Source organism: Tardiphaga sp. (assembly GCF_044336785.1).
In the GTDB taxonomy this organism is placed as follows: domain Bacteria; phylum Pseudomonadota; class Alphaproteobacteria; order Rhizobiales; family Xanthobacteraceae; genus Tardiphaga.
Genome location: NZ_JBIIOT010000021.1, coordinates 1 through 23405, shown reverse-complemented (window position 1 = coordinate 23405; position 23405 = coordinate 1). Strand labels below are relative to the sequence as shown.

General features: G+C 57.7%; 18 protein-coding genes and 3 pseudogenes. 14 read left to right on the top strand and 7 right to left on the bottom strand.

The genetic code is table 11. The features are described 5' to 3' along the window. Positions 1 to 1408: 1408 nt before the first annotated feature. Complete coding sequence (locus ACIQ2A_RS08905; RefSeq protein WP_398478011.1) at positions 1409 to 1618, bottom strand: hypothetical protein; 210 nt, start codon at positions 1616 to 1618, stop codon at positions 1409 to 1411. A 126-nt stretch (positions 1619 to 1744) separates the two neighbouring features. Between ACIQ2A_RS08905 and ACIQ2A_RS08900 the strand changes: the two genes are divergently transcribed. Continuing rightward, complete coding sequence (locus ACIQ2A_RS08900; protein WP_398478009.1) at positions 1745 to 1930, top strand: hypothetical protein; 186 nt, start codon at positions 1745 to 1747, stop codon at positions 1928 to 1930. 35 nt (positions 1931 to 1965) lie between these two features. Here ACIQ2A_RS08900 and ACIQ2A_RS08895 read toward each other — a convergent pair whose 3' ends face one another. Both ACIQ2A_RS08895 and ACIQ2A_RS08890 read right to left on the bottom strand, forming a co-directional pair. Continuing rightward, the gene (locus ACIQ2A_RS08895) at positions 1966 to 3243 is read right to left on the bottom strand and encodes a cation:proton antiporter (RefSeq protein WP_398478007.1); all 1278 of its coding nucleotides are present in this window, start codon (positions 3241 to 3243) and stop codon (positions 1966 to 1968) included. Between the two features lie 97 nt (positions 3244 to 3340). Continuing rightward, positions 3341 to 6168 (bottom strand): annotated as a pseudogene (locus ACIQ2A_RS08890) (PAS domain S-box protein). Positions 6169 to 6654: 486 nt separating this feature from the next. On the opposite strand from ACIQ2A_RS08890, the gene ACIQ2A_RS08885 reads away from it, so the two are divergent. Continuing rightward, positions 6655 to 7008, top strand: coding sequence for a response regulator (locus tag ACIQ2A_RS08885; RefSeq protein ID WP_398478005.1), 354 nt, complete (start codon positions 6655 to 6657; stop codon positions 7006 to 7008). 34 nt (positions 7009 to 7042) lie between these two features. Here ACIQ2A_RS08885 and ACIQ2A_RS08880 read toward each other — a convergent pair whose 3' ends face one another. Continuing rightward, positions 7043 to 9439 (bottom strand): PAS domain S-box protein, encoded by a 2397-nt coding sequence (locus ACIQ2A_RS08880; RefSeq protein WP_398478003.1) that lies wholly within the window; start codon positions 9437 to 9439, stop codon positions 7043 to 7045. A 480-nt stretch (positions 9440 to 9919) separates the two neighbouring features. Between ACIQ2A_RS08880 and ACIQ2A_RS08875 the strand changes: the two genes are divergently transcribed. The 10 genes from ACIQ2A_RS08875 (at position 9920) to ACIQ2A_RS08830 (ending at position 20515) form a co-directional block, all read left to right on the top strand. After that, positions 9920 to 10381, top strand: coding sequence for a low affinity iron permease family protein (locus ACIQ2A_RS08875; protein ID WP_398478001.1), 462 nt, complete (start codon positions 9920 to 9922; stop codon positions 10379 to 10381). A gap of 306 nt (positions 10382 to 10687) precedes the next feature. After that, a complete protein-coding gene (locus ACIQ2A_RS08870) occupies positions 10688 to 10942 on the top strand; it encodes a hypothetical protein (protein ID WP_398477999.1) in 255 nt (84 codons plus the stop codon). An 88-nt stretch (positions 10943 to 11030) separates the two neighbouring features. After that, positions 11031 to 11648, top strand: coding sequence for a flavodoxin family protein (locus ACIQ2A_RS08865; RefSeq protein ID WP_398477997.1), 618 nt, complete (start codon positions 11031 to 11033; stop codon positions 11646 to 11648). Positions 11649 to 11801: 153 nt separating this feature from the next. Beyond that, positions 11802 to 12944 (top strand): catalase family protein, encoded by a 1143-nt coding sequence (locus ACIQ2A_RS08860; protein ID WP_398477995.1) that lies wholly within the window; start codon positions 11802 to 11804, stop codon positions 12942 to 12944. Between the two features lie 17 nt (positions 12945 to 12961). Next, entirely contained in the window at positions 12962 to 15253 is a 2292-nt protein-coding gene (locus ACIQ2A_RS08855; RefSeq protein ID WP_398477993.1) for an FdhF/YdeP family oxidoreductase, read from the top strand. 71 nt (positions 15254 to 15324) lie between these two features. Then, positions 15325 to 16344, top strand: coding sequence for an aldo/keto reductase (locus ACIQ2A_RS08850; RefSeq protein WP_398477991.1), 1020 nt, complete (start codon positions 15325 to 15327; stop codon positions 16342 to 16344). 104 nt (positions 16345 to 16448) lie between these two features. Next, positions 16449 to 16982 (top strand): 2Fe-2S iron-sulfur cluster-binding protein, encoded by a 534-nt coding sequence (locus ACIQ2A_RS08845; protein ID WP_398477989.1) that lies wholly within the window; start codon positions 16449 to 16451, stop codon positions 16980 to 16982. Then, on the top strand, positions 16979 to 17971 hold the full coding sequence (locus ACIQ2A_RS08840) for an FAD binding domain-containing protein (RefSeq protein ID WP_398477987.1): 993 nt from the start codon (positions 16979 to 16981) through the stop codon (positions 17969 to 17971). The genes ACIQ2A_RS08845 and ACIQ2A_RS08840 overlap by 4 nt, the downstream gene beginning before the upstream one ends. Further along, entirely contained in the window at positions 17968 to 20280 is a 2313-nt protein-coding gene (locus ACIQ2A_RS08835) for a xanthine dehydrogenase family protein molybdopterin-binding subunit (RefSeq protein WP_398477985.1), read from the top strand. The genes ACIQ2A_RS08840 and ACIQ2A_RS08835 overlap by 4 nt, the downstream gene beginning before the upstream one ends. A 40-nt stretch (positions 20281 to 20320) precedes the next feature. Next, the gene (locus ACIQ2A_RS08830; RefSeq protein WP_398477982.1) at positions 20321 to 20515 is read left to right on the top strand and encodes a hypothetical protein; all 195 of its coding nucleotides are present in this window, start codon (positions 20321 to 20323) and stop codon (positions 20513 to 20515) included. Positions 20516 to 20564: 49 nt separating this feature from the next. Here ACIQ2A_RS08830 and ACIQ2A_RS08825 read toward each other — a convergent pair whose 3' ends face one another. Next, positions 20565 to 21017, bottom strand: a complete 453-nt coding sequence (locus tag ACIQ2A_RS08825) for a PPC domain-containing DNA-binding protein (RefSeq protein ID WP_398477980.1) — start codon at positions 21015 to 21017, stop codon at positions 20565 to 20567. A gap of 97 nt (positions 21018 to 21114) precedes the next feature. On the opposite strand from ACIQ2A_RS08825, the gene ACIQ2A_RS08820 reads away from it, so the two are divergent. After that, complete coding sequence (locus ACIQ2A_RS08820) at positions 21115 to 21288, top strand: hypothetical protein (RefSeq protein WP_398477978.1); 174 nt, start codon at positions 21115 to 21117, stop codon at positions 21286 to 21288. Positions 21289 to 21430: 142 nt separating this feature from the next. Here ACIQ2A_RS08820 and ACIQ2A_RS08815 read toward each other — a convergent pair whose 3' ends face one another. Then, entirely contained in the window at positions 21431 to 21862 is a 432-nt protein-coding gene (locus ACIQ2A_RS08815; RefSeq protein ID WP_398477976.1) for a pyridoxamine 5'-phosphate oxidase family protein, read from the bottom strand. A 61-nt stretch (positions 21863 to 21923) separates the two neighbouring features. Continuing rightward, positions 21924 to 22100: pseudogene (locus ACIQ2A_RS08810) on the bottom strand (exodeoxyribonuclease III); the annotation flags it as partial. 93 nt (positions 22101 to 22193) lie between these two features. On the opposite strand from ACIQ2A_RS08810, the pseudogene ACIQ2A_RS08805 reads away from it, so the two are divergent. Continuing rightward, a pseudogene (locus ACIQ2A_RS08805) lies at positions 22194 to 23405 on the top strand (IS3 family transposase); the annotation flags it as partial.

Below are 23405 nucleotides of genomic sequence, written 5' to 3'. Positions count from 1 at the left end.
ACACGACGTCACGCGGCGCTATGTCCGGTAGCGGACGGACACCTCAAGTTGCCCTCCGTAGACTAAAGTATAGATTTGATATAACAATTATAGAGTGAAACGTGTCATCCGCGAGCCTAGTTCCGTGCCCAGCTTGTAGCCACAGGCGTGATCTTATTGCAATCAAACAGGATTCCGAGGGTAAAGGTGAGATCCGTTCGTTCCGCTGCGGAGCATGCGAAGAGACGGTACGCTATCTTCTTCGCGGTCGGGGTCAGCCGATTATTCTCGACCGTAAGCCGTGAGAGGAAAAGATCAGCCAACGCAGGTTGCCCTCACCATTAGCATTTCCCGTCCAGCCGGTGCTCTCCCAACTCGTGATGGGCCGCTTAAAGTCTGGCACTAAGTGATGCGCCGCCATCTCGCCTACTCAACAAAATTAAGTCTGTCCCGACGTCACGCAGATGTCGCCGAGATTGCCTTGGAACGTTGACGTCCCAGCGCGCTTTACTGTGTGGCGGTGGATCTGGAAACAGCAGTCGTCAAAGAGGCCGCCCGACATAAATCCCGGGCGGCCTCTTCCATGAAAGAACCGGCGATGGCTGAGCAAGACACAATTCCAGTGAAGTCAGCAACGAAAGCACGGGGCGCTGAGCGCGGACCGACGGTTAGAAACGTGCTGGTGGCAAGCCTGGGATTGGCGATCGTGGCATTCGCGATCATTTTCCTAACCTTCTTCCACACGTGATGCCGCATAAGCCGAAAACCAAGGCAGCAAAAGGCACCGTTGTCGCCGTCCCAATGGCAAATGAGCCGTTGGCGCAGGTCGATTCATGGATCGCGAGCCAGGAAGAACGAGGCTTGTCTCGTCCAGAGGCAATACGACGACTCGTTGCAATTGCTCTTGCTGGCGTAGATCCGGCGCGTGCGAAGAGATCTGCGACTTCTTCAAAATCGGCGCAGCTCGCGGGAGATCAACTTGATCGGATGTCGGACAGATCCGCCACTGTGGCAGAACAAGAGACGCGTAAGCACCGCCTACTGAAAGGGCCGTCAGAGTTTCGCGAAGTGCGGAAAGATCGGAACAAGCGATGAATGGAATATCAAGCGACAAGTTGGCTAATGCAGCGAAAGCCGAAGCCGCCTTTAAGCCTGGTATCCCAAAGACAGCGGCGCTAAGTGAGCAAGCGTTGGAAAACAAGCATTCGACAAGAACCGCGAGCGATTGAAGAGCGAGCGTCTGAATAGAGAAGCGGCATCAAGACAGAAATGACGTTTCTTGCAGCTCAGTGTGCGCCAACAATAGAAGGGCCACCTTTGTGATGGCCCTGCGGTATGAGAGAGCTTTGGTCGGCTTCCCTTCGGCCACCAAATCCAGCGAAGGCACCAGCCTGGGCGATCAGAACTGTCTTCCTACAGCTGTTGCCAATTACTTTTCGCCGCCTCCGGCCGAGCTGGCCGAGCCCTTGGCATTGCTCGCAGGGCTATTCTTGCCACCCATCGAATTAGCGCTATTCGTGCCGCCAGCCTTGGTGCTCATCATCTTCGATGACGATTTGCGCGGCTTAGCGTCCGCGACGCTCACGGTCAATCCCGCAGCGATCGTGGCGACGGCAAGGACGGAGAGAAACTTTTTCATTTTACGCCTCCCTGGGTTTTGTCGCTGATGAACCTGCCGGTTCTCGCTTAGTTCCCGTGCCTCCCAATGGATCAAATCACAAAACACGACGTTGCACGTCCCCACATGGAAAAACCGGAGGTCACTATGAGCGTCGAAGGAAAAGTCAAAGAAGGTGCCGGCTTTGTGAAGGAAGAGCTCTACGAGCATGGCAAGGATCCGGAGAGCAAGAAGAAGGCCCAGGAAGGCCGTGATCTTCGTAACGAGGGCAGGATCGAAGATGGCAAGGCCCCGAAAACCACTCCACCCGGCTCGGGCCATCCAGACAAGTAGATTAGACCAGACGCTCGCCGCATAGGCGAGCGTCTTTACTTGCTTTCGCGACGCGTAGACTCAGCAATGCGCCTGGTTTCGCGTTCGGTCGTGCCCCTTTGTCGCCGGCGATCAATTAAGCCCATGGCAGGCGTAACCGTGATTCCGTGGAGTACGATTGATATGAGAATGATGAGAGCAGCTGTACTCAGCAAGATTTCGGCTTCATCGAAACCTGGTTTCTGTAGCGCAAACGCAAGATAATAGACCGAACCTATGCCGCGGATGCCAAAGAAACTAATTGCGGCTCTTTCGATGGGCGGGCACAAAGTGCCAACAAGCGATAACCATGCAGAAATGGGACGCACGACCACGATCGCAACGAGTGCGTAGGCGATCGAACTCCAGGTCAATTTTTGCAGCAAATCGCCCGAGACAATAGCGGCCCCGAACATGACCAGAAGAATCATCATAAGCAACCGTTCGAGTTGCTCAGAAAAGTCGTGCAGGGTTTGGTGATATTGATTGTTGCGCTCCGCCGCTCGTAGCGCCAATCCGGCAACGAACACTGATACGAAGCCATAACCATGGATCTCTTCCGAAACACCGAAAACGATGATGGTTATACCAAGTGCTACAAAGCCATCGCCGGTACGCGACAGTTTCGCGCGATTTGGTATGCGAAAGACTAGCCATCCCAAACCGTAACCAAGGGCGGCCCCGACGGCGACGCCCACACCAAGGCGCCACAGAACGTCAATTGCAAACCAACGCATTGCCCAATCCATCGTGGCGTGGTGAGTCTGCGTCATAGCGATCGCCAACATGACGAATGGAAATGCCAGTCCATCATTCAGACCCGCCTCAGATGTCAAAGCGAAACGCGTGTCGTCCTCTTCGCCTGATTTGGGCGGGCCCACCTGAACATCGCTGGCAAGGACCGGATCGGTCGGTGCCAGCGCGGCTGCGAGCAGAAGCGACGATGCCCCAGACAGACCGAGAAACACGTAGCCCATTCCCCACAACGCTGCGATCGTCAGCGGCATCGCGACCAGCAGCAATCGCCAAGTGATCATCCAAGTGCGCCATCCGACCTTACGATCGATCTTGAGGGCAGCGCCCATGAGCGAGATGATGACGACGAGTTCGGTGACCTTCTCTACCACCGATAGGCGGGTCACGGGATTTGGTATTTTGAGCTCGGGTGCCCACCAAAACGCGAGCGATCCGATCATTACACAAACGATCGGAAGCGAGAGCGGTGCCTCCTTCAAGACCATCGGAAGCCATGCTGTCAGTAGGATCAACGCGCCGAAGGCGACCAAAAGTATCATCGGTCCGCTCGCCTGATTGGGTTCATCATATCCTTCTGTACGCGCGAGAGCGCTCGACATAATCGAAAACCGCAGATCGTGGTGCGACCGGGCCAACTCATTTTGACAAGAGTTCACGGATCCTTGCAGCCAGCACGTCCACCGCGAAAGGCTTGGTCAACACTTCCATCCCCGGTGCGAGGTGGCCGTTTCCAATTGCGGAATTTTCTGCGTAGCCGGTTATAAAAAGCACCTTGAGATCGCGGCGGCGCTCGCGTCCGGCATCGGCCATCTGCCGGCCATTCATGCCACCGGGAAGACCGACGTCGGAGATCAGCAGGTCGATCCGCACATCAGACTGCAAAACCTTGAGCCCTGAGGCGCTGTCAGCCGCTTCAATGGCCGCATATCCAAGATCTTTCAGAACGTCAGTGATCAGCATACGCACCGTGGGTTCATCATCAACCACGAGGACTGTTTCACCTTCACGCGCAAACTCGATCGGGATCTTAGGCATGTCGCCGGCGGTTTCCGCATCGCCATAGTGACGCGGCAAATAGATGCAAATCGTGGAGCCGTGCCCAAGCTCTGAATAGATGCGCACCTGACCGCCGGACTGCTTGGCAAAACCGTAGATCATCGACAATCCAAGGCCGGTGCCCTGCCCGATCGGCTTAGTTGTGAAGAATGGATCAAATACCTTCGCCACGATGTCGGGTGACATGCCCGTTCCCGTATCGGTGACACACAAGGAAAGATACTGCCCGGACGGTACGTCATGGGCTCGGGCGGCTTCGAGATCGAGCCATTTATTGGCGGTTTCGATCGTGATCCTCCCGCCATCCGGCATCGCATCACGCGCGTTGATGCACAGATTCAAAAGAGAATTTTCAAGTTGGCTGGCATCAACCAGCGCTGGCCAAAGACCCGAAGCGCCGACGGTCTCGACTTGGATGGCCGGACCCACTGTACGCTGAATAAGGTCAGTCATGCCGCCAATCAGCGAATTGACGTTCGTCGGTTTGGGGTCAAGAGTTTGACGCCTGGAAAAAGCGAGCAATCTGTGCGTCAAAGCTGCTGCCCGTTTTGACGCCCCCTGCGCGGCAAAAACGTATTTTTCGACGTCGTTTACCGCGCCTGCGCCAAGCGGGTCTGGATCAGTTCAAGCGCTCCAGATATGCCAGCCAGCAAATTGTTAAAGTCGTGCGCGAGGCCACCAGTCAGCTGCCCAACTGCCTCCATTTTCTGCGATTGGCGAAGTGCTTCCTCTGCTCTCAAGAGTTCACTTGAACGCTCCGTGACGCGCTGCTCTAGAGTTTCATTAAGTTCACGCAGTTCGTTGAGCGCCCGATCGCGCTCCTCAAGCAAAGCGCGTCGTTCCGCGACATCGATCAACACACCGGGAAAGCTGATCGGCTTACCCTCCGGAGAGTGGTCTATACGACCGTTTGCCTCGATCCAGTGATACTCGCCATCCGTTCGCAGAACTCGATATTGATGGGCATAGGCTCCGCCGCGTGCAACCGCCTCCCCGATCGCCGCCGCCAAGTCTTTCTGATCATCCGGATGAACCGTCGCGACCACCTGTTCAAGGCTTAAGCCTTTGCGGCCCAGCGAGGGATCAAGGCCAAAGGCTCGGGCGAAGGCCTCATCAACCGTAAAGCGATCACTGGGTATGTCCCAATGCCAAGTCCCAATGATGGCACCTGCAGCCAGGGCCAACTGAACTCGCTCAACATTTTCCCGCGCCAATGCTTCACTGGCACGCAGCCGTTCCTCAGCGGAGCGTCGCTCTGTCGTATCGTTGAACAAGATTGCGATTTGCCGTTCAAACGGCTCGCCAACACGAATCGCACGCACATCAAACCAGCGTTCAAAATTCTTTGCATAATTTTCGAATGTAGCCGGTTCACCAGTTTTGGCCACGTGGCCATACGTTTCGAACCAGAAACGCTCCAAGTCCGGTGCAAACTCGGTCACCCACTTCCCGCGCAGATTTACACCGGCTTGCCTTTCGAAAGCTGGGTTAGCCTCGACAAATCGATAATTTACCGGCCGATCATCAGCATCGAACTTGACCTGAACAATTGCGAAAGCGACATCGATTGTTTCTAGCACAGTACGAAACCGCGCTTCACTCCGGCTGAGCGCTGCCTCAGCGCTTCGCATCTTGGTAAGATCGAGCATCGCGCCGATCATCCGAACAGCTCGGCCATCGGCGTCGCGGATAACATGTCCCCGATCAAGAACCTCGGCGTACGAGCCGTCAGATCGTCGGAAACGGTATCCGTCCGTCCAAGCATCATCGTTTCCATCGATAACGGCATGAATGGAGCTATCGATACGAGACCGGTCATCAGGGTGTATCTGGGAAATCCACCATTCACCGGTCATTTCGGCGCGCGTGAGCACGTGTCCGTAGGTTCGTTCGAGAGATTCGTTCCAGTGAGCGCGATTATTTGTTAAATCCCAGTCCCAGACTGCATCGTTGGTGGCTTTGCCAGCAAGGCGATAACGCTCCTGCGTTTCGGCCAGAGTGACGCCTGATAAGTGTTCACTGGTGCGATCGCGCAAGATCTTGACGAAACCGAGATGGGTGCCCCCGTCAAAAAGCGGCATCATCTCGCCGGAAGCCCAAAAGCGCTGGCCATCCTTCCGCATATGCCAACGTTCATCCGACGCTCGCCCCTCGGCGAGCGCTTGACGCATCTCGTACGACACACGGTCGTCGTCTTGATCTTCCGGTGTGAAGACGCGCGAGGCATCCCTCCCGCGCATCTCTGCAGCGGTCCACCCCATCGCGCGCTCGGCACCTGGATTCCAGTCGGTGATGATACCGGCGGGATCTGTGATGATCATTGCGAAATCTGCAGCGCTTTCGAAAATTGCGCGCTGTCGGGCTTCACTACTTGCAAGAGCTTTACGACTGGCATTCAGCGCGTCAATTAGGCTTTGCGAAGCATCTTCGCTTCGTTCGAACCGCTGTGCTGCCTGTCGCTGGTCAAATGCCGGGTGTTGATTGTCAGGACGCTGCGCTTTCGCATCAGGTGTTTCCGCCACGTCCCCATCACACTGGGAACTAACTCCCATAAACCTACCTTTGAAGTGCGAAGGATCAACGCCTGCCTCAATCAGCGCAGCGCGCAGTAGAGCCACTTCGGCCTCCAGATTTTCACGGCTCCAAGAATGCAATTCGCCAGTGCTCACGTAAAATAATACCCTTCAGAATAGCTATACCCAAGAGGACGTTCTCTAACGCAGAGTTTGTGCGGGCGTTTCAGAACAACGAGGCGGGACATTTCTGTGCCGTTAGAAGTACCCGCGCATAACCATGATGGGTTCCCTTAAGAGGTGTGCCGCGACAAAAAACACCTGAAACTGGAACGATGCCCAAATAATCCGGTTCTGGTGACGGGATGGAGGGGGGAATGAATGAAGATCTTGGTTGTTGAGGACGATTTCCTCATCATGATGTGGGTTGAAGATGCTTTGCGTGACGCCGGTCACTCGGTGTTAACAGCGGCATCAGCAGATGAAGCGATCGATACCCTAGAACATACTGAAGATGTCGATCTGCTTTTTACCGACATCGATATGCCGGGTTCTATGGATGGTCTGCGTTTGGCAGCCGTTGTCAAAGATCGGTGGCCGCCGCTCAGCATCGTAGTGGCGAGTGGCAAACACCGTCCGGTTGCTGGTGAAATGCCATCGAATTCGGTGTTCCTGCCAAAACCCTATCTATCGACCGACATGCTGACCGCTCTGGACGTAGCTAGTAGACACTAGCCTGACGACGTCGGAATTCCCCGATCGCAACTGCTCATGCTTCTCCATTGGAGACGGCGGTCATACCGCGCCGGTCCGCAATCGAGCGCCGAAGAACACGAGACAAAACCTCTACCGAATACGGTTTTTGAACAAGCTCGAAGCCCCGATGCGCGTTTTCTGCCAGAACGCTGCTGTAGCCCGACGTTAGGACGACAGGCAATCCCGGATATCTATTCCGAACTACTGTCGCAAGTTCGACGCCATTCATTCCAGGCATGATCACGTCGGAAAAGACGAGATCGAATACAAACTCGTCTTTGGCAAGCAGATCGAGAGCAGCATCGGCAGACCTTGCCCACTCCGTCACGTAACCCAGATCTTCGAGCAACTCGGTCGAGAAAGTCCCCACATCCGCATTATCTTCGACGACAAGAATTCGGTGGCCTACACCGCTCGCCGGATCGGCTCGCTGAGCAGTCGCAGGAGGTGCTACAGAGAGAGCTTGAGAGCGCGGGAGATATAGTGTGAAGACGGTCCCCTCTCCCAACTTGCTGTTGACCAAGATGTCACCGCCGGACTGCTTGGCGAATCCAAAGACCTGACTGAGTCCGAGCCCCGTTCCGCGACCGACTTCCTTTGTCGTGAAGAAAGGCTCGAAGATCGTCTGCAGCAGCTCGGCCGCAATTCCGGTTCCAGAGTCCTCAATCGAAACGGCCACAAAGTCGCCTGGCTTGGCCCCATGCGATCGGACAGCAGGAATCTCGTTTGCAGGATATGCCGATACGAGAAGGCGCCCTTCGCCGTTCATGGCATCTCGGGCATTGACTGCAAGGTTGACCAGCGTCGTTTCAAATTGACCGACGTCCGCATTGGCGAACAGCTCTTCAGGCGAGGCGTCCACCTCGATATTGATGCGACTGCCGACAAGCGGTCGGATCAGATTGGCGATGCTCGCCACTTGGGCAGCTACGTCAAACGTCACGGGCGCCAATGGCTGTCGTCGCGCAAACGCCAAAAGTTGACCTGTCAGGCGCGACGCACGATCAGTCGTATCCGAAATCGCATCAACGTAGCGACGTCTCCGTTCTTCCGGAAGATCACGACGACGAAGGAAATCAGTCGCCGACCTGATAATGGTGAGTAGATTGTTGAAGTCGTGGGCAACGCCGCCAGTCAGCTGGCCTACGGCCTCCATCTTCTGGGCCTGTCGCAGAGCTTCCTCATTCAAACGCCGATCCGTCGTATCGACTGCTTCGGCAAGAACCGCTGTGATCTGGCCGGTCTCGTCGCTCACAGGTCGCAGCGCAAGGTCAAAGCTTCGGCTCCCGACAGGCAGCTGGAGTTCAATCTCGCTCCGCGCAGTCTTCCCACCAATAGCTACATTGAACGCACGCTCGACGACTTCAGCGGCCCCCGGCGTTGCCGTGAACCATGGGCCTTCCCAAAACGCCCTGCCGACGACGCCCTCAAGGGCGACATTCGCAGCCGTCAGCGCGGTGGCGTTGGCATATAACAGCCGTCCGGCCCGATCGAGCAAGCCGTGATGCTGGTTCGTTGTCTCAAGAATTGCGCGAAGCTGAGATTCACGAGCGCGAAGTTGGCTTGTACGGTCGCCAACCAACGTTTCGAGACGGTCATTGACACTGCGCAGGTCGATCTCGGCTTGCTTCGCGGCCGTAATATCGTGTGCCACGCCTATGAACCCGATGTGCCTGCCAGCCGGATCCCAACGGGGTTGCGATTCCGAACGTATCCATCGGAGCTCGCCATCGGAACGTCGATAGCGTGCCTCCAAGACAAACGGCTTTAAGGACGCCTCGCCCGCAATGCTTTCTTTCACGACGCGTTCGATGTCATCTGAATGCAAGATCGTGCGCCAATCGAAGGCGAGCGCCTGTTCGTAAGGAACGCCGACAAACTCGACGTAGGCGCGGTTGGCGAAACTTCTTGTCCGGTCCATCTGGGTAACCCAGATCGGCACGGGAGCACTATCGGCGATCAGCCTGAAACGCTCCTCGCTTTCTCTCAACATTTCGCGAGAGAGGGCACGTTCAGTAATATCGATATGCGCGCCAATCATACGAATTGCGCGCCCTTCCGCATCCCTCTCGATCCGGCCTTCCGCGGCGATCCAGCGAACCTCGCCATCGTTAGGACGAATGATGCGATACTCGGATGAATAACGCTCCGCCTCGCCGCGTAGTACGTCGAGAAACTGGATCTCAGCACGCTCGCGATCGTCCGGGTGCAAGCGCCTCACCCAGTCTTCGTGGCTCTCGTTGACAGCATCCGCCGGCAGCCCGTGGATCGCCAAATATTCTGGCGAGCGCCGATTTTTGAAACCGTCTCTCAGATCGACGAGAACCCCGCCGACCTTCGCTATCCGCTGAACTTCGGCAAGCTCATTCTCACGGTCGCGCAGTGTGCGTTCCGCCGATTTGTCGATCACTTCTCGCGCCTCAAATTCAGGACGATATCCAAGCTATCGCAGACCATCATCGAAATCACCGCACGCCTGATAGCACATGACAATCGGCATCTTGTCACTGCCTGAGACCGATCCAGGCGACACACTATTTCTGTCTAGTGTCGATAACTCCACTGGCGCGTAGGCCTGCTTTGATCTTTCGGACGCCAGCGAGTGGCCTGCCGATTTCTCGCGCCTTCTTTTGCACCGCGGATGTCTTCCTGCCCAACGCCGCGCTGGCTCGCATCAAGCTGGCGCCCGTCTCAGCCAAGGCAGTGAGTTTAGCGACATCATCTGGGGTCCAGGGCTTTGTGATCGGCATCGTATCTCCCGCTCAAATCTCGAAACTAACAAGGGCCAACGAGTGCCGAAGTCGCCCACCCGACATTGCGAGGTGAAAAATTACCTTCCTTGCCTGCCTCGCATGTGGTCGAATGTCGCACCCTAGAAGAGGACACAGTTATGCCCGACGGCGCAAGAGATCAACATGTGCAGGGTTTTGCGCGGTTCTTTGGAGATCTCGCCAATAAAACATCGCTCCTCGCTGGGCGGGCATCGACCTTCGTGATCGCATTGACCGTTGTGGTGGTCTGGGCCGTGTCAGGTCCATTTTTCGGGTATTCCGACACCTGGCAACTCGTCATCAATACCGGGACGACGATCGTCACTTTCTTGATGGTGTTCCTGATCCAGAACTCTCAAAACCGCGACAGCGCCGCCATCCAGGTCAAGCTAGACGAACTGATCCGGACAAGCGCTGCCCACAACTCCTTCGTAGGCATCGAGCATCTTACCGATGAGGAGCTCGAAGACATCCGCACCAAATGCGAGGCACGGGCGGCCGCTGAAAAGGTCGGAGAAAAGACCGTCAAAAAAACCGGCCAGAAAGCCCGTGAAGCCGCAGATCAAGCGGTGGGATCATGATTTCGATCGCCACATCGCCACGCCGGGACTGCCGCGCGCAGCTCAAACCTATTCCGCGCTTCTATGATTGTTCGTCGTCTCCTTGGCCACCACCGGCTGATCAGCACTTCTGATGCCTCCGGGCTGTGCGCTGCGGTCATCATCCGGGCATGTCCATGCTCTCTGCGTTGAGCAACTCGACTGCAAACCCAACATCCCGTGAATCGACCTGATCACGAAATTCAATTTCCAAATGTGGCAGTGAAACGGAACGACGCTTCTAGCTGCGACTTAAAGCGGCGGCATCTCGCCCGGAGGAACAACAATATGAAGACATTCATTACCGCAGTCGCAATTCTTGGTCTCACAGCATCTGCTTCGTTCGCCCAGTCGGGCGCAAATCCGAGCGCTCCACAGCCCAGCTCGACCGGCGCCGGCGTCAATCAACCAGGAACGACCAGCACCGGCACAGCTGTTGATCGCCAGGACTCGATGAAGAAAGATGGGATGTCGGGAACCACCGGTATGAAGAAAGACGGCATGGCGAAGGACGGAATGTCCAAAGACGGAATGAAGAAGTAATCATCGAAGCCGCGCCCAAAGCGCGGCTTCGTTCTTCTTGATGGTGAAGTTCGAGCACCCCCGACACGTTGACCATCGTGAGATCTGCATGACTGATACTGCTCTCACCGCATTGGCCTTCAACTGCACGCTGAAAAGCGGTAACGCCCCTTCCTCGACCGAGAAGCTTATCGGCGAGTTGCTCGAGGCATTAAAGGCTCACGGCGTGACCGGCACATCGATTCGCGCGGCAAACTACAATATCCTGCCAGGCGTAAGATCAGACGAAGGCAAAGGTGACGACTGGCCAGCGCTGCGTGCACAAGTTCTTGCGGCGGACATTCTCATCATCGGTCCCCCAATCTGGCTTGGCCAGCCATCAAGCGTAGCTAAGCGCGTCCTCGAACGCATGGACGCTTTCCTGCAAGAGACGGACGACAACGGCCGCATGCCTTCCTTTGGCAAAATCGCCATCGCCGCCGTGGTTGGCAATGAAGACGGTGCCCATCATTCGCATGCGGAGATTTTTCAAGCGCTCAACGATGTCGGCTTTACGATTCCGGCGGGCGGCGGGACTTATTGGGTCGGTGAAGCGATGGCATCGGTCGATTACAACGACCTTCAAAAGCCCTTTGAAAAGACAGTCCAGACCACCTCGATGCTCGCTTCGAATGCCGCGCATCTCGCTCGCCTTCTCAAATCAGCTGGATATCCGGGTTTGTCATAGGGTGTTCCTCACCTCGGTAGTGCAACAATCGCTGCCGCTGACATCGCTACTCATGGAAAGTTCGCGTCTGTCACGCAATCTAGAAACCTTCTTAAGTTTCCGGCGTTTGCTCCACATAAAGTGAGCCCATCGGCTCGCCTGATGGAGTGTTCGATGACCCTGGGCCCGCCGCTGCGCTTCACCGCTAATGTTGAAACCATCCAGCCGGACGAGCAGGAAACAGTTCAGGGATTGATCGAGACCTTCGATGTGATCCTTGACCGAACATCGAAAGACTACGGGCACGCAGTCAGATCCGTCCACGCGAAGTCGCACGGTATTCTCATCGGCGAAATGGTCGTGGACGATGGACTCGCGCCGGAACTTGCCCAAGGTCTGTTTGCTACCACGGGCAAGCACCAAGTCTATTTGCGGCTATCCACAAACGCCGGCGATATCCTTCCCGACGACATTAGCCTGCCTCGCGGACTTGCGATGAAGGTGCTCGATGTCGGCGGCGAACGCCTTCCCGGCGCCGAAGGCGAAACCCAGGACTTCGTCATGGTCAATGGGCCGATCTTCCAGGCCCCGACGGCTGACAAATTCCTTGGCAACCTGAAACTTCTGGCCAAAACGACCGACCGTCTCGAAGGCACCAAACAGACGCTCTCCGCGGTCCTGCGCGGCGTCAATGCAGCATTGGGTGCTGTCGGCATCGAAAGTCCCGCAGTCAACTCCCTCGGTGGTGCCCCGAATGTGGACCCACTGGGTGAGACCTATTACAGCACGACGCCATTCCGCTATGGCGACTACATCGCCAAGTTTTCGATTGCTCCCATATCGCCATCGCTGACCGAACGTACCGGCAAGATTATCGACGCATCGGACCGCCCAAATGCGATCCGCGAAACCGTGCAGCAGGAAATGCATGCGATCGACGGTACTTGGGAGTTTCGCGTGCAGCTCTGCCGCGATTTAGAAAAGCAGCCCGTCGAAGATCCGACGGTGAAATGGGACGAGCAGAACGCTCCGTTTCAGCGTGTGGCAACAATCCACGTGCGCCCGCAGGATAGCTGGAGCCCCGAACTCGTTCAGGCGGTGGATGAAAAGATGCGTTTCAGCGTCTGGACCGGCATCACCGCACATCAGTCGCTTGGCAATATCAATCGCGCCCGCCGCGCACCCTACCGCCATTCCGCGGAATTTCGCTCGCGCTTCAATGGTTGTCCTTTCCATGAACCATCCGCCTCACTTTCGGAAGCTGAAAGCGCCTCGCGGCCGGACCAGCCGGCACCCAGCCTGAGTCACCGGCATTGACCCGGAAGCACGCGCCCATGGAAGATTCCTCTCTTGAAGAAGTTGCTTATGACGGTCCATCCGGCGGCTGGGGCTCGCTCCGCGGCATTGCAAGCGTGTTCGGCAAGGAATGGGCGACGCCCGCCGCGCTGGAAACGCTCGCCCGCCAAAACAAGCCAGGCGGTTTCATGTGCGTATCATGCGCGTGGACAAAACCGGAGCACCCGCACCCACTAGAGTTTTGCGAAAACGGCGCCAAGGCCACGCTGTGGGAACTAACGTCACGCCGTTGCGATCCTGATTTCTTCGCACAGCACAGCGTGAGTGAGCTGCGCGGATGGAGCGATTTTGATCTTGAGCAGACTGGGCGCCTTACACATCCGATGCGCCTCGACCCGAAAACCGACAGATATGTGCCGGTGCGATGGGACGATGCCTTTGCCGCTATCGGAGAAGAATTGAAGGCTCTCGATCCGAAATCGACGACCTTCTACGCATCCGGGCGTGCCAGCCTGGAAACCGCCTATCTCTACGCGCTGTTCGCGCGCCTGTACGGCCACAACAACCTGCCCGACAGCTCGAACATGTGCCACGAGACCACGTCGGTTGGTCTAAAAAAGGTCATCGGCTCTCCCGTCGGCACCTGCGTTCTGAAGGATTTCAACGATTGCGACGCTCTGTTTTTCTTTGGCCAGAACACCGGCTCGAATAGCCCTCGTTTCCTGCACACCCTCAAGGATGCCGTCGAGCGCGGCTGCAAGATCGTCACCTTCAATCCCGTACGTGAAAAGGGCCTGATCGAATTCGTCGATCCACAAAACCCGATTCAGATGACAATCGGCAAGCCGACCAAGCTCTCCAGCCTGTATTTTCAAGTCCGTCCGGGCGGTGACATCGCCGCCATCATGGGCATTATCAAACATGTGCTTGCAGCGGACGAACTGGCCCATGGCGCGGGCCAACGCGTGCTCGATGCAGCGTTCATCGCTGAACACACGCACGGTTTCGACGACTTCGTGACCCAGGCGACAGCGTCCGATTGGGCGGATATCGAGCGCGAATCCGGCTTGAGCCGCGATGATCTTGCGGAAGCCGCGGAGATCTATTGCAACGCCAATAATGTGATCGGCGTCTACGGTATGGGTGTCACTCAGCATGTTCACGGCGCGCAGACGATCGGAATGCTGGTCAACCTGCTGATGCTCCGCGGCAATCTTGGCCGTCCAGGCGCAGGCATCTCGCCCGTACGTGGGCATTCCAATGTGCAGGGACAGCGTACCGTCGGCATCTCTGAAAAACCCGAGCTGGTGCCGCTCGACCATCTCGAAAAACGTTTCTCCTTCAAGGCTCCCCGCGACAAGGGCCGTAACACAGTCGAGGTTTGCGAAGGCATTCTCGACGGCAGCGTGAAAGCCTTTATCGGACTCGGCGGCAATTTCCTGCGCGCCATTCCGGAACGGGAGCGCATGGAAGCTGCTTGGCCGACCATGCAGCTGACAGTCCAGATTGCCACCAAGCTCAATCGCAGCCATCTGATCAACGGTCGTGTCGCTTATCTCCTTCCCTGCCTCGGCCGGTCGGAAATCGACGAGCAGGCGGGAGGCCCGCAAACCGTGACCATGGAAGACTCCTTGAGCTGCGTGCATGGATCCCGCGGCCACCGTGCGCCGGCCAGCGCTATGCTGCGGTCCGAGCTTGCCATCGTTGCAGGCATCGCAAAAGCGACCCTGCCGAGCAATGCCGCCGTGGCCTGGGACGATTGGACGGCCGATTACGCCCAGGTTCGAGACCTAATCGAGGAAACCTATCCCGATCAGTTCAAGGACTTCAACGCGCGCATGTTCACGCCCGGCGGCTTTTACCGCGGCAACGAGGTGCGCGACCGCATCTGGCTGACCAAATCCGGCAAGGCCGACTTCACGCGTCCGCAGTCGCTGACGTCGATGGGCGTACCAGACAGGGATCGTCGTTTTCGCCTCATCACCATGCGGTCTAACGATCAGTTCAACACCACCATTTATGGCATGTCGGACCGATTGCGCGGCATTGAAGGCACGCGCGACGTGCTCCTGATGTGCCCCGATGATATCCGGCGCCACGATCTGGTGTCTGGACAGAAGGTCTCGTTGTTTTCTGATGCCGATGATGGAATCGAACGGCGTCTTGATGGTCTTGTGGTCACGCCGTTCGATCTGCCGCGTGGTTGCCTCGGTGCCTACTACCCGGAGGCCAATCCACTAATTCCGCTCTGGTACCACGACAAGATGTCGAAGACGCCAGCAGCGAAAGGCGTGCCGGTCCGCATTTCATCGGCGGATCCTGTGGCCTGATCGTCCCTGCCCTGCCCTAAATGTGACGGCTGGCTCGTCAAAATATTCATGTTCACTCAAGGTCTCGACCAATGCCCAATCGTGCGCAGCAGATTTTCAAACCCGAGTTTCGCTTCGGCCTCGGCGGCGTTTCACTCGGAAACGAGTTTAACAAACATACCGACAAAGAAGCCGAAGCCACTCTGGATGCGGCATGGGACGTTGGAATACGCTACTTCGATGTCGCGCCATGGTACGGGTTCGGCCTTTCCGAGCGTCGCTTTGGCCATTTCCTCCACAATAAGAATAGAAGTGACTACATCCTCTCGTCCAAAGTCGGAAAACTGTTCAAGGCGTCGAAGACCAACAGGCATGCGGAGATCTTCCCGTTCTCCGACTCCCCCAATGACGTGGTGTTTGACTACACCGCCGATGGCGTCCGCCGCTCAATCGAGGATAGCCTGCAGCGCCTCGGTGTGGATGCCCTGGACATCGCCTTTGTGCACGACATCTCGCCGGACTTCGCATACTTCCCGAATGGCTGGGAAGAGCAGTACGAAATCGCGCGCAAGGGCGCGTTTCCGGCACTCTCCAAAATGCGCGACGAAGGAATCATTCGGGCCTGGGGCATCGGCGTGAATACACCTGAGCCAATCTTGAAAGTCCTCGAAGATGCTGACCCCGATGTTTGCCTCTGCGCGAGGCAGTATTCATTAATCGATCATGCCACGGCCGTGAACGAGCTCTTTCCAGCTGTACGCGAGAATAAGGTCTCCCTCGTCATCGGTTCCGCGCTTAATGCTGGCTTCGTGTCGGGGAGCGGCCGTTTCAACTACGGTGCGGAGAACTTCAAGATCCCTGTCTCAGCCATCGACAAACGCGAAAAGATTCGCGCCGTTGCGGCGCGTTTCGGCGTCGATCTGCGCACCGCCGCACTGCAGTTCTCAGCCGCCCCCGATGTGGCCGTCGCGTTGGTGGTGGGCGCACGAAGCCCGCAGCAGGTATCGGAAAACTACAATTCAATGCAAACCAAGATTGCGCCTGATTTCTGGGCGGCGCTCAGGGATCAGCAGTTGATCGACGCCAACGCCGCGATCCCGCAGCAGCCGTAGCGCTCCTGTGGTCGTTGCCCTGGAACTGAGCTGCTCGATCTTCGTCTTATTCTGCAGATGCAGAGCGGCATGTCTGCCGTCGATATGTTTTAGCGGAGACACTCATGCGTTTCACAATCAATGGGCGTCAGCTCGCAGCCGAGGTCGATATCCGGACGTCGCTCCTGGATTTGCTGCGTGATCACCTCGACCTCACCGGCACCAAAAAGGGCTGCAACCAAGGTGCGTGCGGCGCATGCACTGTCCTCGTTGACGGCGAGCGCATCAATAGCTGCCTTGCCCTTGCCGTTCAGTATGAGGGGCGATCGATCACGACCATCGAGGGCCTGTCCGCGCCCGGATCGCTGCACCCATTGCAGGAAGCCTTCGTCGCCCATGACGGTTTTCAGTGCGGTTATTGCACGCCCGGGCAAATCTGCTCGGCGATCGGTATGGCCAGCGAACTCGAACGTGGCATTCCCAGCCACGTCACCGAAGACCTCCATGCCGAGACCATCGAGCTCACCAGTGACGAATTGCGCGAACGCATGAGCGGAAATATCTGCCGCTGTGGTGCCTACAACGGGATTGTGGACGCCATCAGTGAAACATTTGGCGCGCGCAGCACGAAGGCAGAAGCCCGGGAGCGCGCCAAATGACCCCTTTCCTCTATGAGCGCGCCTCTGACTCGCAAAAAGCCGTCGCATTGGGCGGGCGCACCGGTGCCAGTTTCCTCGGCGGCGGGACCAATCTTGTCGATCTCATGCGAGAGACTATCGCCCGCCCGACATTGCTGGTGGATGTCACGAGCTTGTCGGGCGAGATCGAAGATCTTGATGACGGCGGCCTAAAGATCGGCGCCGGCGCGACAAACACTGCGGTCGCTGCGGATCGGCGTGTACGAGACCGCTATCCGATGCTGAGCCAGGCCATTCTCGCCGGTGCGTCGGCGCAGATCCGCAACATGGCCACGGTCGGCGGCAACGTGCTGCAGCGAACCCGCTGCGCATATTTCTATGATGACGCAGCGGCCTGCAACAAGCGGCAACCCGGCGACGGTTGTGACGCCATTGGCGGTTTTAACCGCTATCACGCAATCCTCGGCGCCTCGTCGCACTGCATCGCCACCCACCCATCGGATATGTGCGTCGCGCTTGCGGCGCTGGATGCGTCGGTCGAAATACAGGGTCAAAACGGCGCGCGAACGGTGTCATTGACCGATTTGCATCGTCTGCCAGGCGATACGCCTGAGATCGAGACCGTGCTCGTGCCGGGCGACCTCATCACAGCTGTTATCCTGCCCGCCAACGGCTTCGCCGTGCGCTCGAATTACCGCAAGGTCCGTGACCGCGCGAGTTACGCGTTTGCCCTGATCTCCGTCGCCTCGGCGCTGGAGCTCGACGGCTCGATCATCCGCGACGCTCGGCTAGCGCTTGGCGGCGTTGCCCACAAGCCTTGGCGTGCACACGCCGCAGAAGCGGCGTTGGAAGGCCGACCGGCAACGGATGCCACCTTTCGCGACGCCGCCGAGGCCGAACTGGCAGAGGCCAAGGGCCTGCATGACAATGCCTTCAAGATCGACCTGGCAAAGCGCGTCATCGTGGATGCCTTCGTCAAGCTCGCGACGAACAAGGAGACCGCAAAATGAGCCTGGTTCAGGACGCCGTTCAGACCTTAATGAAAAGAGGCATTGCGCTTGCTCCCGACAGCTGGATGCCCGGCGGTGAGCCGGATCCGCTGATCCATGCGAAGCATGGCCACATTGGCAAGCCGGTCTCCCGGATCGACGGCCCGTTGAAAGTGTCCGGTCAGGCAAAATTCGCCGCCGAGTACCCCATGCAGGGCCTGACTTATGCCGCGATCCACTTCTCGACCATTGCGCGCGGCCGCATCGCCGAGATCATCACTACCGAGGCAGAGGCCGCACCGGGCGTCGTTCTCGTCATGACCCATCTGAATGCGCCACGCCTTCATCACGCACCAGCTTTCGGCACCGATGCAAAAGCGGCGAGTGGCGATGATCTCGCGGTGATGCAGGACGACCGCATCCATTGGAATGGGCAACCCGTAGCTGTTGTGCTGGCCGAGACGCAGGAACAGGCAGATTATGCGGAATCCCTGATCCGTATACGCTATGAGGCGGAGCCAGGGTTTACTTCGCTGGAAGAAGCACGTGCGAAGGGTGCTGAGCCAGGCCAGTTCCAGGGCGAGCCGCTCAAGCTTGAAATCAAGAATGCCGAGAAGCTGTTTGCCGCTGCCCCCGTCAAGACCGACGCCGTTTACCGGACCCCTGGCCACAATCACAACCCGATCGAGCTCCATGCGGCAACGCTCGTTTGGAACGGCGACGAACTGCGCATTCACGACGCGACGCAGGCGGTCGCGCATGCGGCCTGGACCTTGGCCAAGGTATTCGGAATCGACGAAAAACAGGTTCAGGTCACATCGCCTTTCGTAGGCGGTGGTTTTGGCAGCAAGACATTGTGGCGCCATCAAATTCTGGCCGCCGCCGCTGCGAAAGTGGCGAAACGCCCGGTGCGGGTGGTGCTCTCGCGCGAAGGCGTCTTCCGCACCGTCGGCGGTCGAGCGATCACCGAGCAACGCGTCGCCATCGGTGCCCAACAGGATGGCGAATTCGACGCCATCATCCATACCGGTCTGACGGCCATGACGCCGCACAATACGATGACCGAACCATTTATTGTCGCCACACGTAGCCTCTACGCGGCCAAGAGCTTCAAGCTCGAGGTTGAGACTGTGAAGCTCAACATGGTCGCCAACACATTCATGCGTGCCCCCGGCGAGGCCGTCGGCACCTTTGCGCTCGAAAGCGCGATTGATGAACTCGCGGCCGAGCTCGGCATCGACCCGATCGCCCTTCGGTTGCGCAACGAGCCGAAGGAAGACCCGACCATGGGTCTTCCATTCTCCCAACGCGGAATCGTCGAGGCTTGGCGTACTGGTGCCGCCAAATTTGGTTGGGACGAGCGAAGCACGACGCCACGGACCTGTCAGGACGGCGAGTGGCTGGTCGGCCTCGGTTGCGCGACAGCGACATATCCCTACTACCGCATGCCCGGCGGCGCGGCCCGGATGACGGTCCATTCCGATGGGCGCGCGACTGTGTCCGTGGCGGCGCATGAGATGGGCATGGGAACTGCGACCGCACATACGCAGGTCGCAGCGGACCGGCTTGGCCTGTCGCTTGATCAGGTCGATTTCCGCTATGGCGACACGACGCTGCCAGGCGTCGTGCTCGCGGGTGGCTCACAGCAGACCGCAGCGGTTGGCGCCAGCGTTGCAGCCGCGCATCGTGCCCTCCTGACCGAGCTGTTGAAGCTCGCCGGCAACGACTCGCCGCTCGCTGGTCTAAGGCCAAATGAGATTGGAGGCATGGACGGAGCTCTTTGCGCCCTTGCCGATCCCGATCGGCGCGAGAGCTATTCTTCGATCCTGTCACGCGCGCAGCGCGACGAAGTCACCGTCGAAGCCGAGGCTCCGATGCCGATGGAAATCCAGCATTGGTCGATGCACAGCCACGGCGCGATGTTTTGTGAAGCACGCGTCAACACTGTGACCGGGGAGATCAGGATAAGCCGCTTCCTAGGCTCGTTCGATTGCGGCCGCATCATCAATCCGAAGACGGCTGCGAGCCAGTTCCGCGGAGGTATTGTCATGGGCCTCGGCCTGGCGCTGATGGAAGAAGCTCAGTTCGATGAACGATCAGGCCGCATCATGAACCCGTCGCTGGCCGAATATCACGTGCCGGTTCATATGGATGTGCCGGAGATCGAGGTGATATGGACCGACGAGCCGGACCCACACACACCGATGGGCGCGCGCGGGATCGGCGAGATCGGCATCACTGGCGTCGGTGCGGCGGTCGCCAATGCCATTTTCAATGCTACAGGCAAGCGCGTGCGCGATTTGCCGATAACGTTGGACAAAGTTCTTTAAGACCGACCGGATCCGCTGCAGCACGACCAGGGAATGCACCATGGACGACATCCAGATTTCAATTCTACTTGGACGTGCTGCTTTGAAGGTTTGGCCTCAGTTGCCTCCGGAGGCTCAGGAAATGTTATTCAAAGCCGCCACTGATGATGGCGTCATCGCAAACGCGCTTGGGACCTATCTGCACGACTATCATCCCCGGACGGCCCATCCGCCAAAGCCCACCGTTGTGGCATGAAGCATCAACAGCCGTACGGAAAACACACATCACAGATTCAAGGAATGGCTCAGGCGCGGCTCTCCTGAAGGTCGATGAGAGCAAGGCCGAGTTCGGCCCTTTTCTTGCGCCGCAGGCATGCTGGCGATTCCGTCACAACAACCTCGAGGGTTGGCCGCACCGTGCCCTTAACGAAGTGCCCGCCGCGGACAGATCCGTCGGCCAAGCCAAGCACCGCATGAAGATGCAGGCTGGCCTTGCCTGAATCATCTACTGCGACATCGCCGAGAAGACTCAGAACCTCGCTTGCTTCGGCGACCGGGATATTTTTGTAATTCTTTTTCTCGTATTCATAGAATGCGACCGTCGCGCGCTCGAATGCGCCAATCGCCGTCACCGAGGCAGCTTCAATGCCGGCGTCGTTGACATATTTCGTGAGCGTCTCAAATGCTTCCTCGCCCGTTTCCAGCACGACCACATGGGTCTTTACGCCATCGTCGTTGGAAACAATTTGACCCTTCATACGTCCTTCTCCGTTTTGATCCGAAAGATGAACGATGCCCGGATACCCTAGTTCCGAATGGGGTGAACCAAGTCCGACATTGTTCGTTGGACCTTGCATGCGCTGGGTGCCAACCGGCCGTAACGGAGATGGTGGACGCGACGATTTTGCCGGTTTCTCGCCGCGACAGCAACGCATCGGTACGCGTGGCAATCTGACCCGTTCCCAGCGCGTGCGCTTGTTTCTTAATGTTGTTGTCGCGCACGATACGATCATCGCGGCGGCTCTTTAAGTAGCGCCTAGCAGGCTAAAACCCTCTGCACAGTCCAATCGAGCCCGGACCAGCGGAGCTGCCGACACGTTAATGTCGGTCAGCCCCCCGCCCGACGTAAAAATCTTCGACGGCTATCAAGCTTCCGAAATGAAATTGTTCGCTAAAGCGTGACTTCCCCTTCTTCCCGACCCTTCCAATACGTAATGCGCTTCGCACGCACCTTGATGAGCACAATGCCTGGCGTGTCTACGCCGCGGTCGAACCACTCGTCGAGATCGGATGTCCAATGCTGTTTGAATGCCGTCTTGTCGCGAATGAGCTCGGCATCACCTTCGACCGCGACATAGACACCATCAGAGAATATGCCGCCTTCGGACGAAAATCCCAAAGCGACCTTCGGATTCTGTGCGATATCGGAGACCACGCGAGCCTGCTCGTAGGTGAAATAATACGACGTCCCGTTATAGGTTACGTCGCCATTGTTGCTCATTGGCCGGTTGGCAATCTGGCCGCCCTCGGTGTGGGTCGAGAGAATGGCGATATCGATACCCGCCATGTCCTTTGCGATTTCGCTCAGGGTTTTGTTGCTCATGAGACGCTCCTTTGTTTCATAGCCAACGGCATGGAGGGTGTCGTGTTCCGCGAGCGATTGCCTAGCGCAGAACGATCCATGCGGGCGCGTGGTCGCTTGCTTCCGGAGCCTCGCGCACGTATCGATCCACGCCAGCGCTGCTCAGGCGCGCTGCAAGCGAAGGGTCGAGCAACAGATGGTCGATCCGCAGTCCGGCATCTCGCTCGAAGCGGTTTCGCCAGTAACTCCAGAATGTATACGGCACCTTTGTTCCCCGTCAGCACTCTTGAGACAAATTGAGGGACTTCACGAAGGGAGGATTTCTGGTTCATCGTAGCCGCAAGGAGCGAAGATGAAGCAGAAATCCGGGCCGGGCAAAGCGTCGGCAGAACAAGTGCTGAAGGACATCCGACGGCAGACACGCCGGCATTATTCGGCGGAGGAGAAGATCCGCATTGTGCTGGAGGGGCTGCGTGGCGAGGAGAACATCTCCGAGCTTTGCCGCCGCGAAGGCATTGCCGCCTCGATGTATTACGGCTGGTCCAAGGAGTTCCTGGAAGCTGGCAAGCGCCGATTGGCAGGCGACACGGCCCGCGCCGCCACCTCCGGCGAAGTTAAAGACCTTCGTCGTGAGGCCTCGGCCTTGAAGGAGGTTGTCGCCGACCTCACCCTCGAAAACCATCTGCTTAAAAAAAGCATGAACGGGGATGGGGAGGACGAGGCATGAGGCACCCTGCGTCCGAGAAAGCCGAGATCATCGCGTTGGTGGAGCAGTCGCACTTGCCGGCCAAACGCACGCTGGACAAGCTCGGCATCCCCCGTGCCACATTTTATAGGTGGTACGATCGCTTCCGCGAGGGCGGCATTGAGGCCCTGGCAGATCACCGCTCTCGACCGGATCGGGTCTGGAATCGTATCCCGGATGACGTCCGCGGTCAGATCATCGACCTGGCGCTGGAACTTCCGCAACTATCGCCGCGAGAGTTGGCCGTGCGGTTCACCGACGAGAGAAAATACTTTGTCTCTGAGGCTTCGGTCTATCGACTGCTGAAGGCGCACGACCTAATCACCAGTCCGGCTTATGTGGTGATCAAGGCGGCGAACGAGTTCAAGGATAAAACCACCGCCATCAACGAGCTCTGGCAGACCGACTTCACCTACCTCAAGATCACTGGCTGGGGTTGGTACTAACTATCGACGGTGCTCGACGACTTCTCGCGTTACATTGTCGCCTGGAGGCTTGGTCCTACGATGTGTGCCTCAGACGTCACGGCCACGCTCGATCGGGCGCTGGCAGCCTCTGGTCTGGATCACGTCAACGTCAGACAGCGGCCCCGACTTCTCAGCGACAACGGATCGAGTTACGTCGCGGACGATCTGGCAACGTGGCTCAAGGGAAAGGACATGCAGCATGTACGCGGCGCGCCGTATCATCCTCAAACCCAGGGCAAGATCGAGCGCTGGCACCAGACGCTGAAGAACCGCATTCTGCTCGACAACTACTATCTGCCCGGTGATCTCGAACGGCAGATCGGCGACTTTGTCGAACACTACAATCATGACC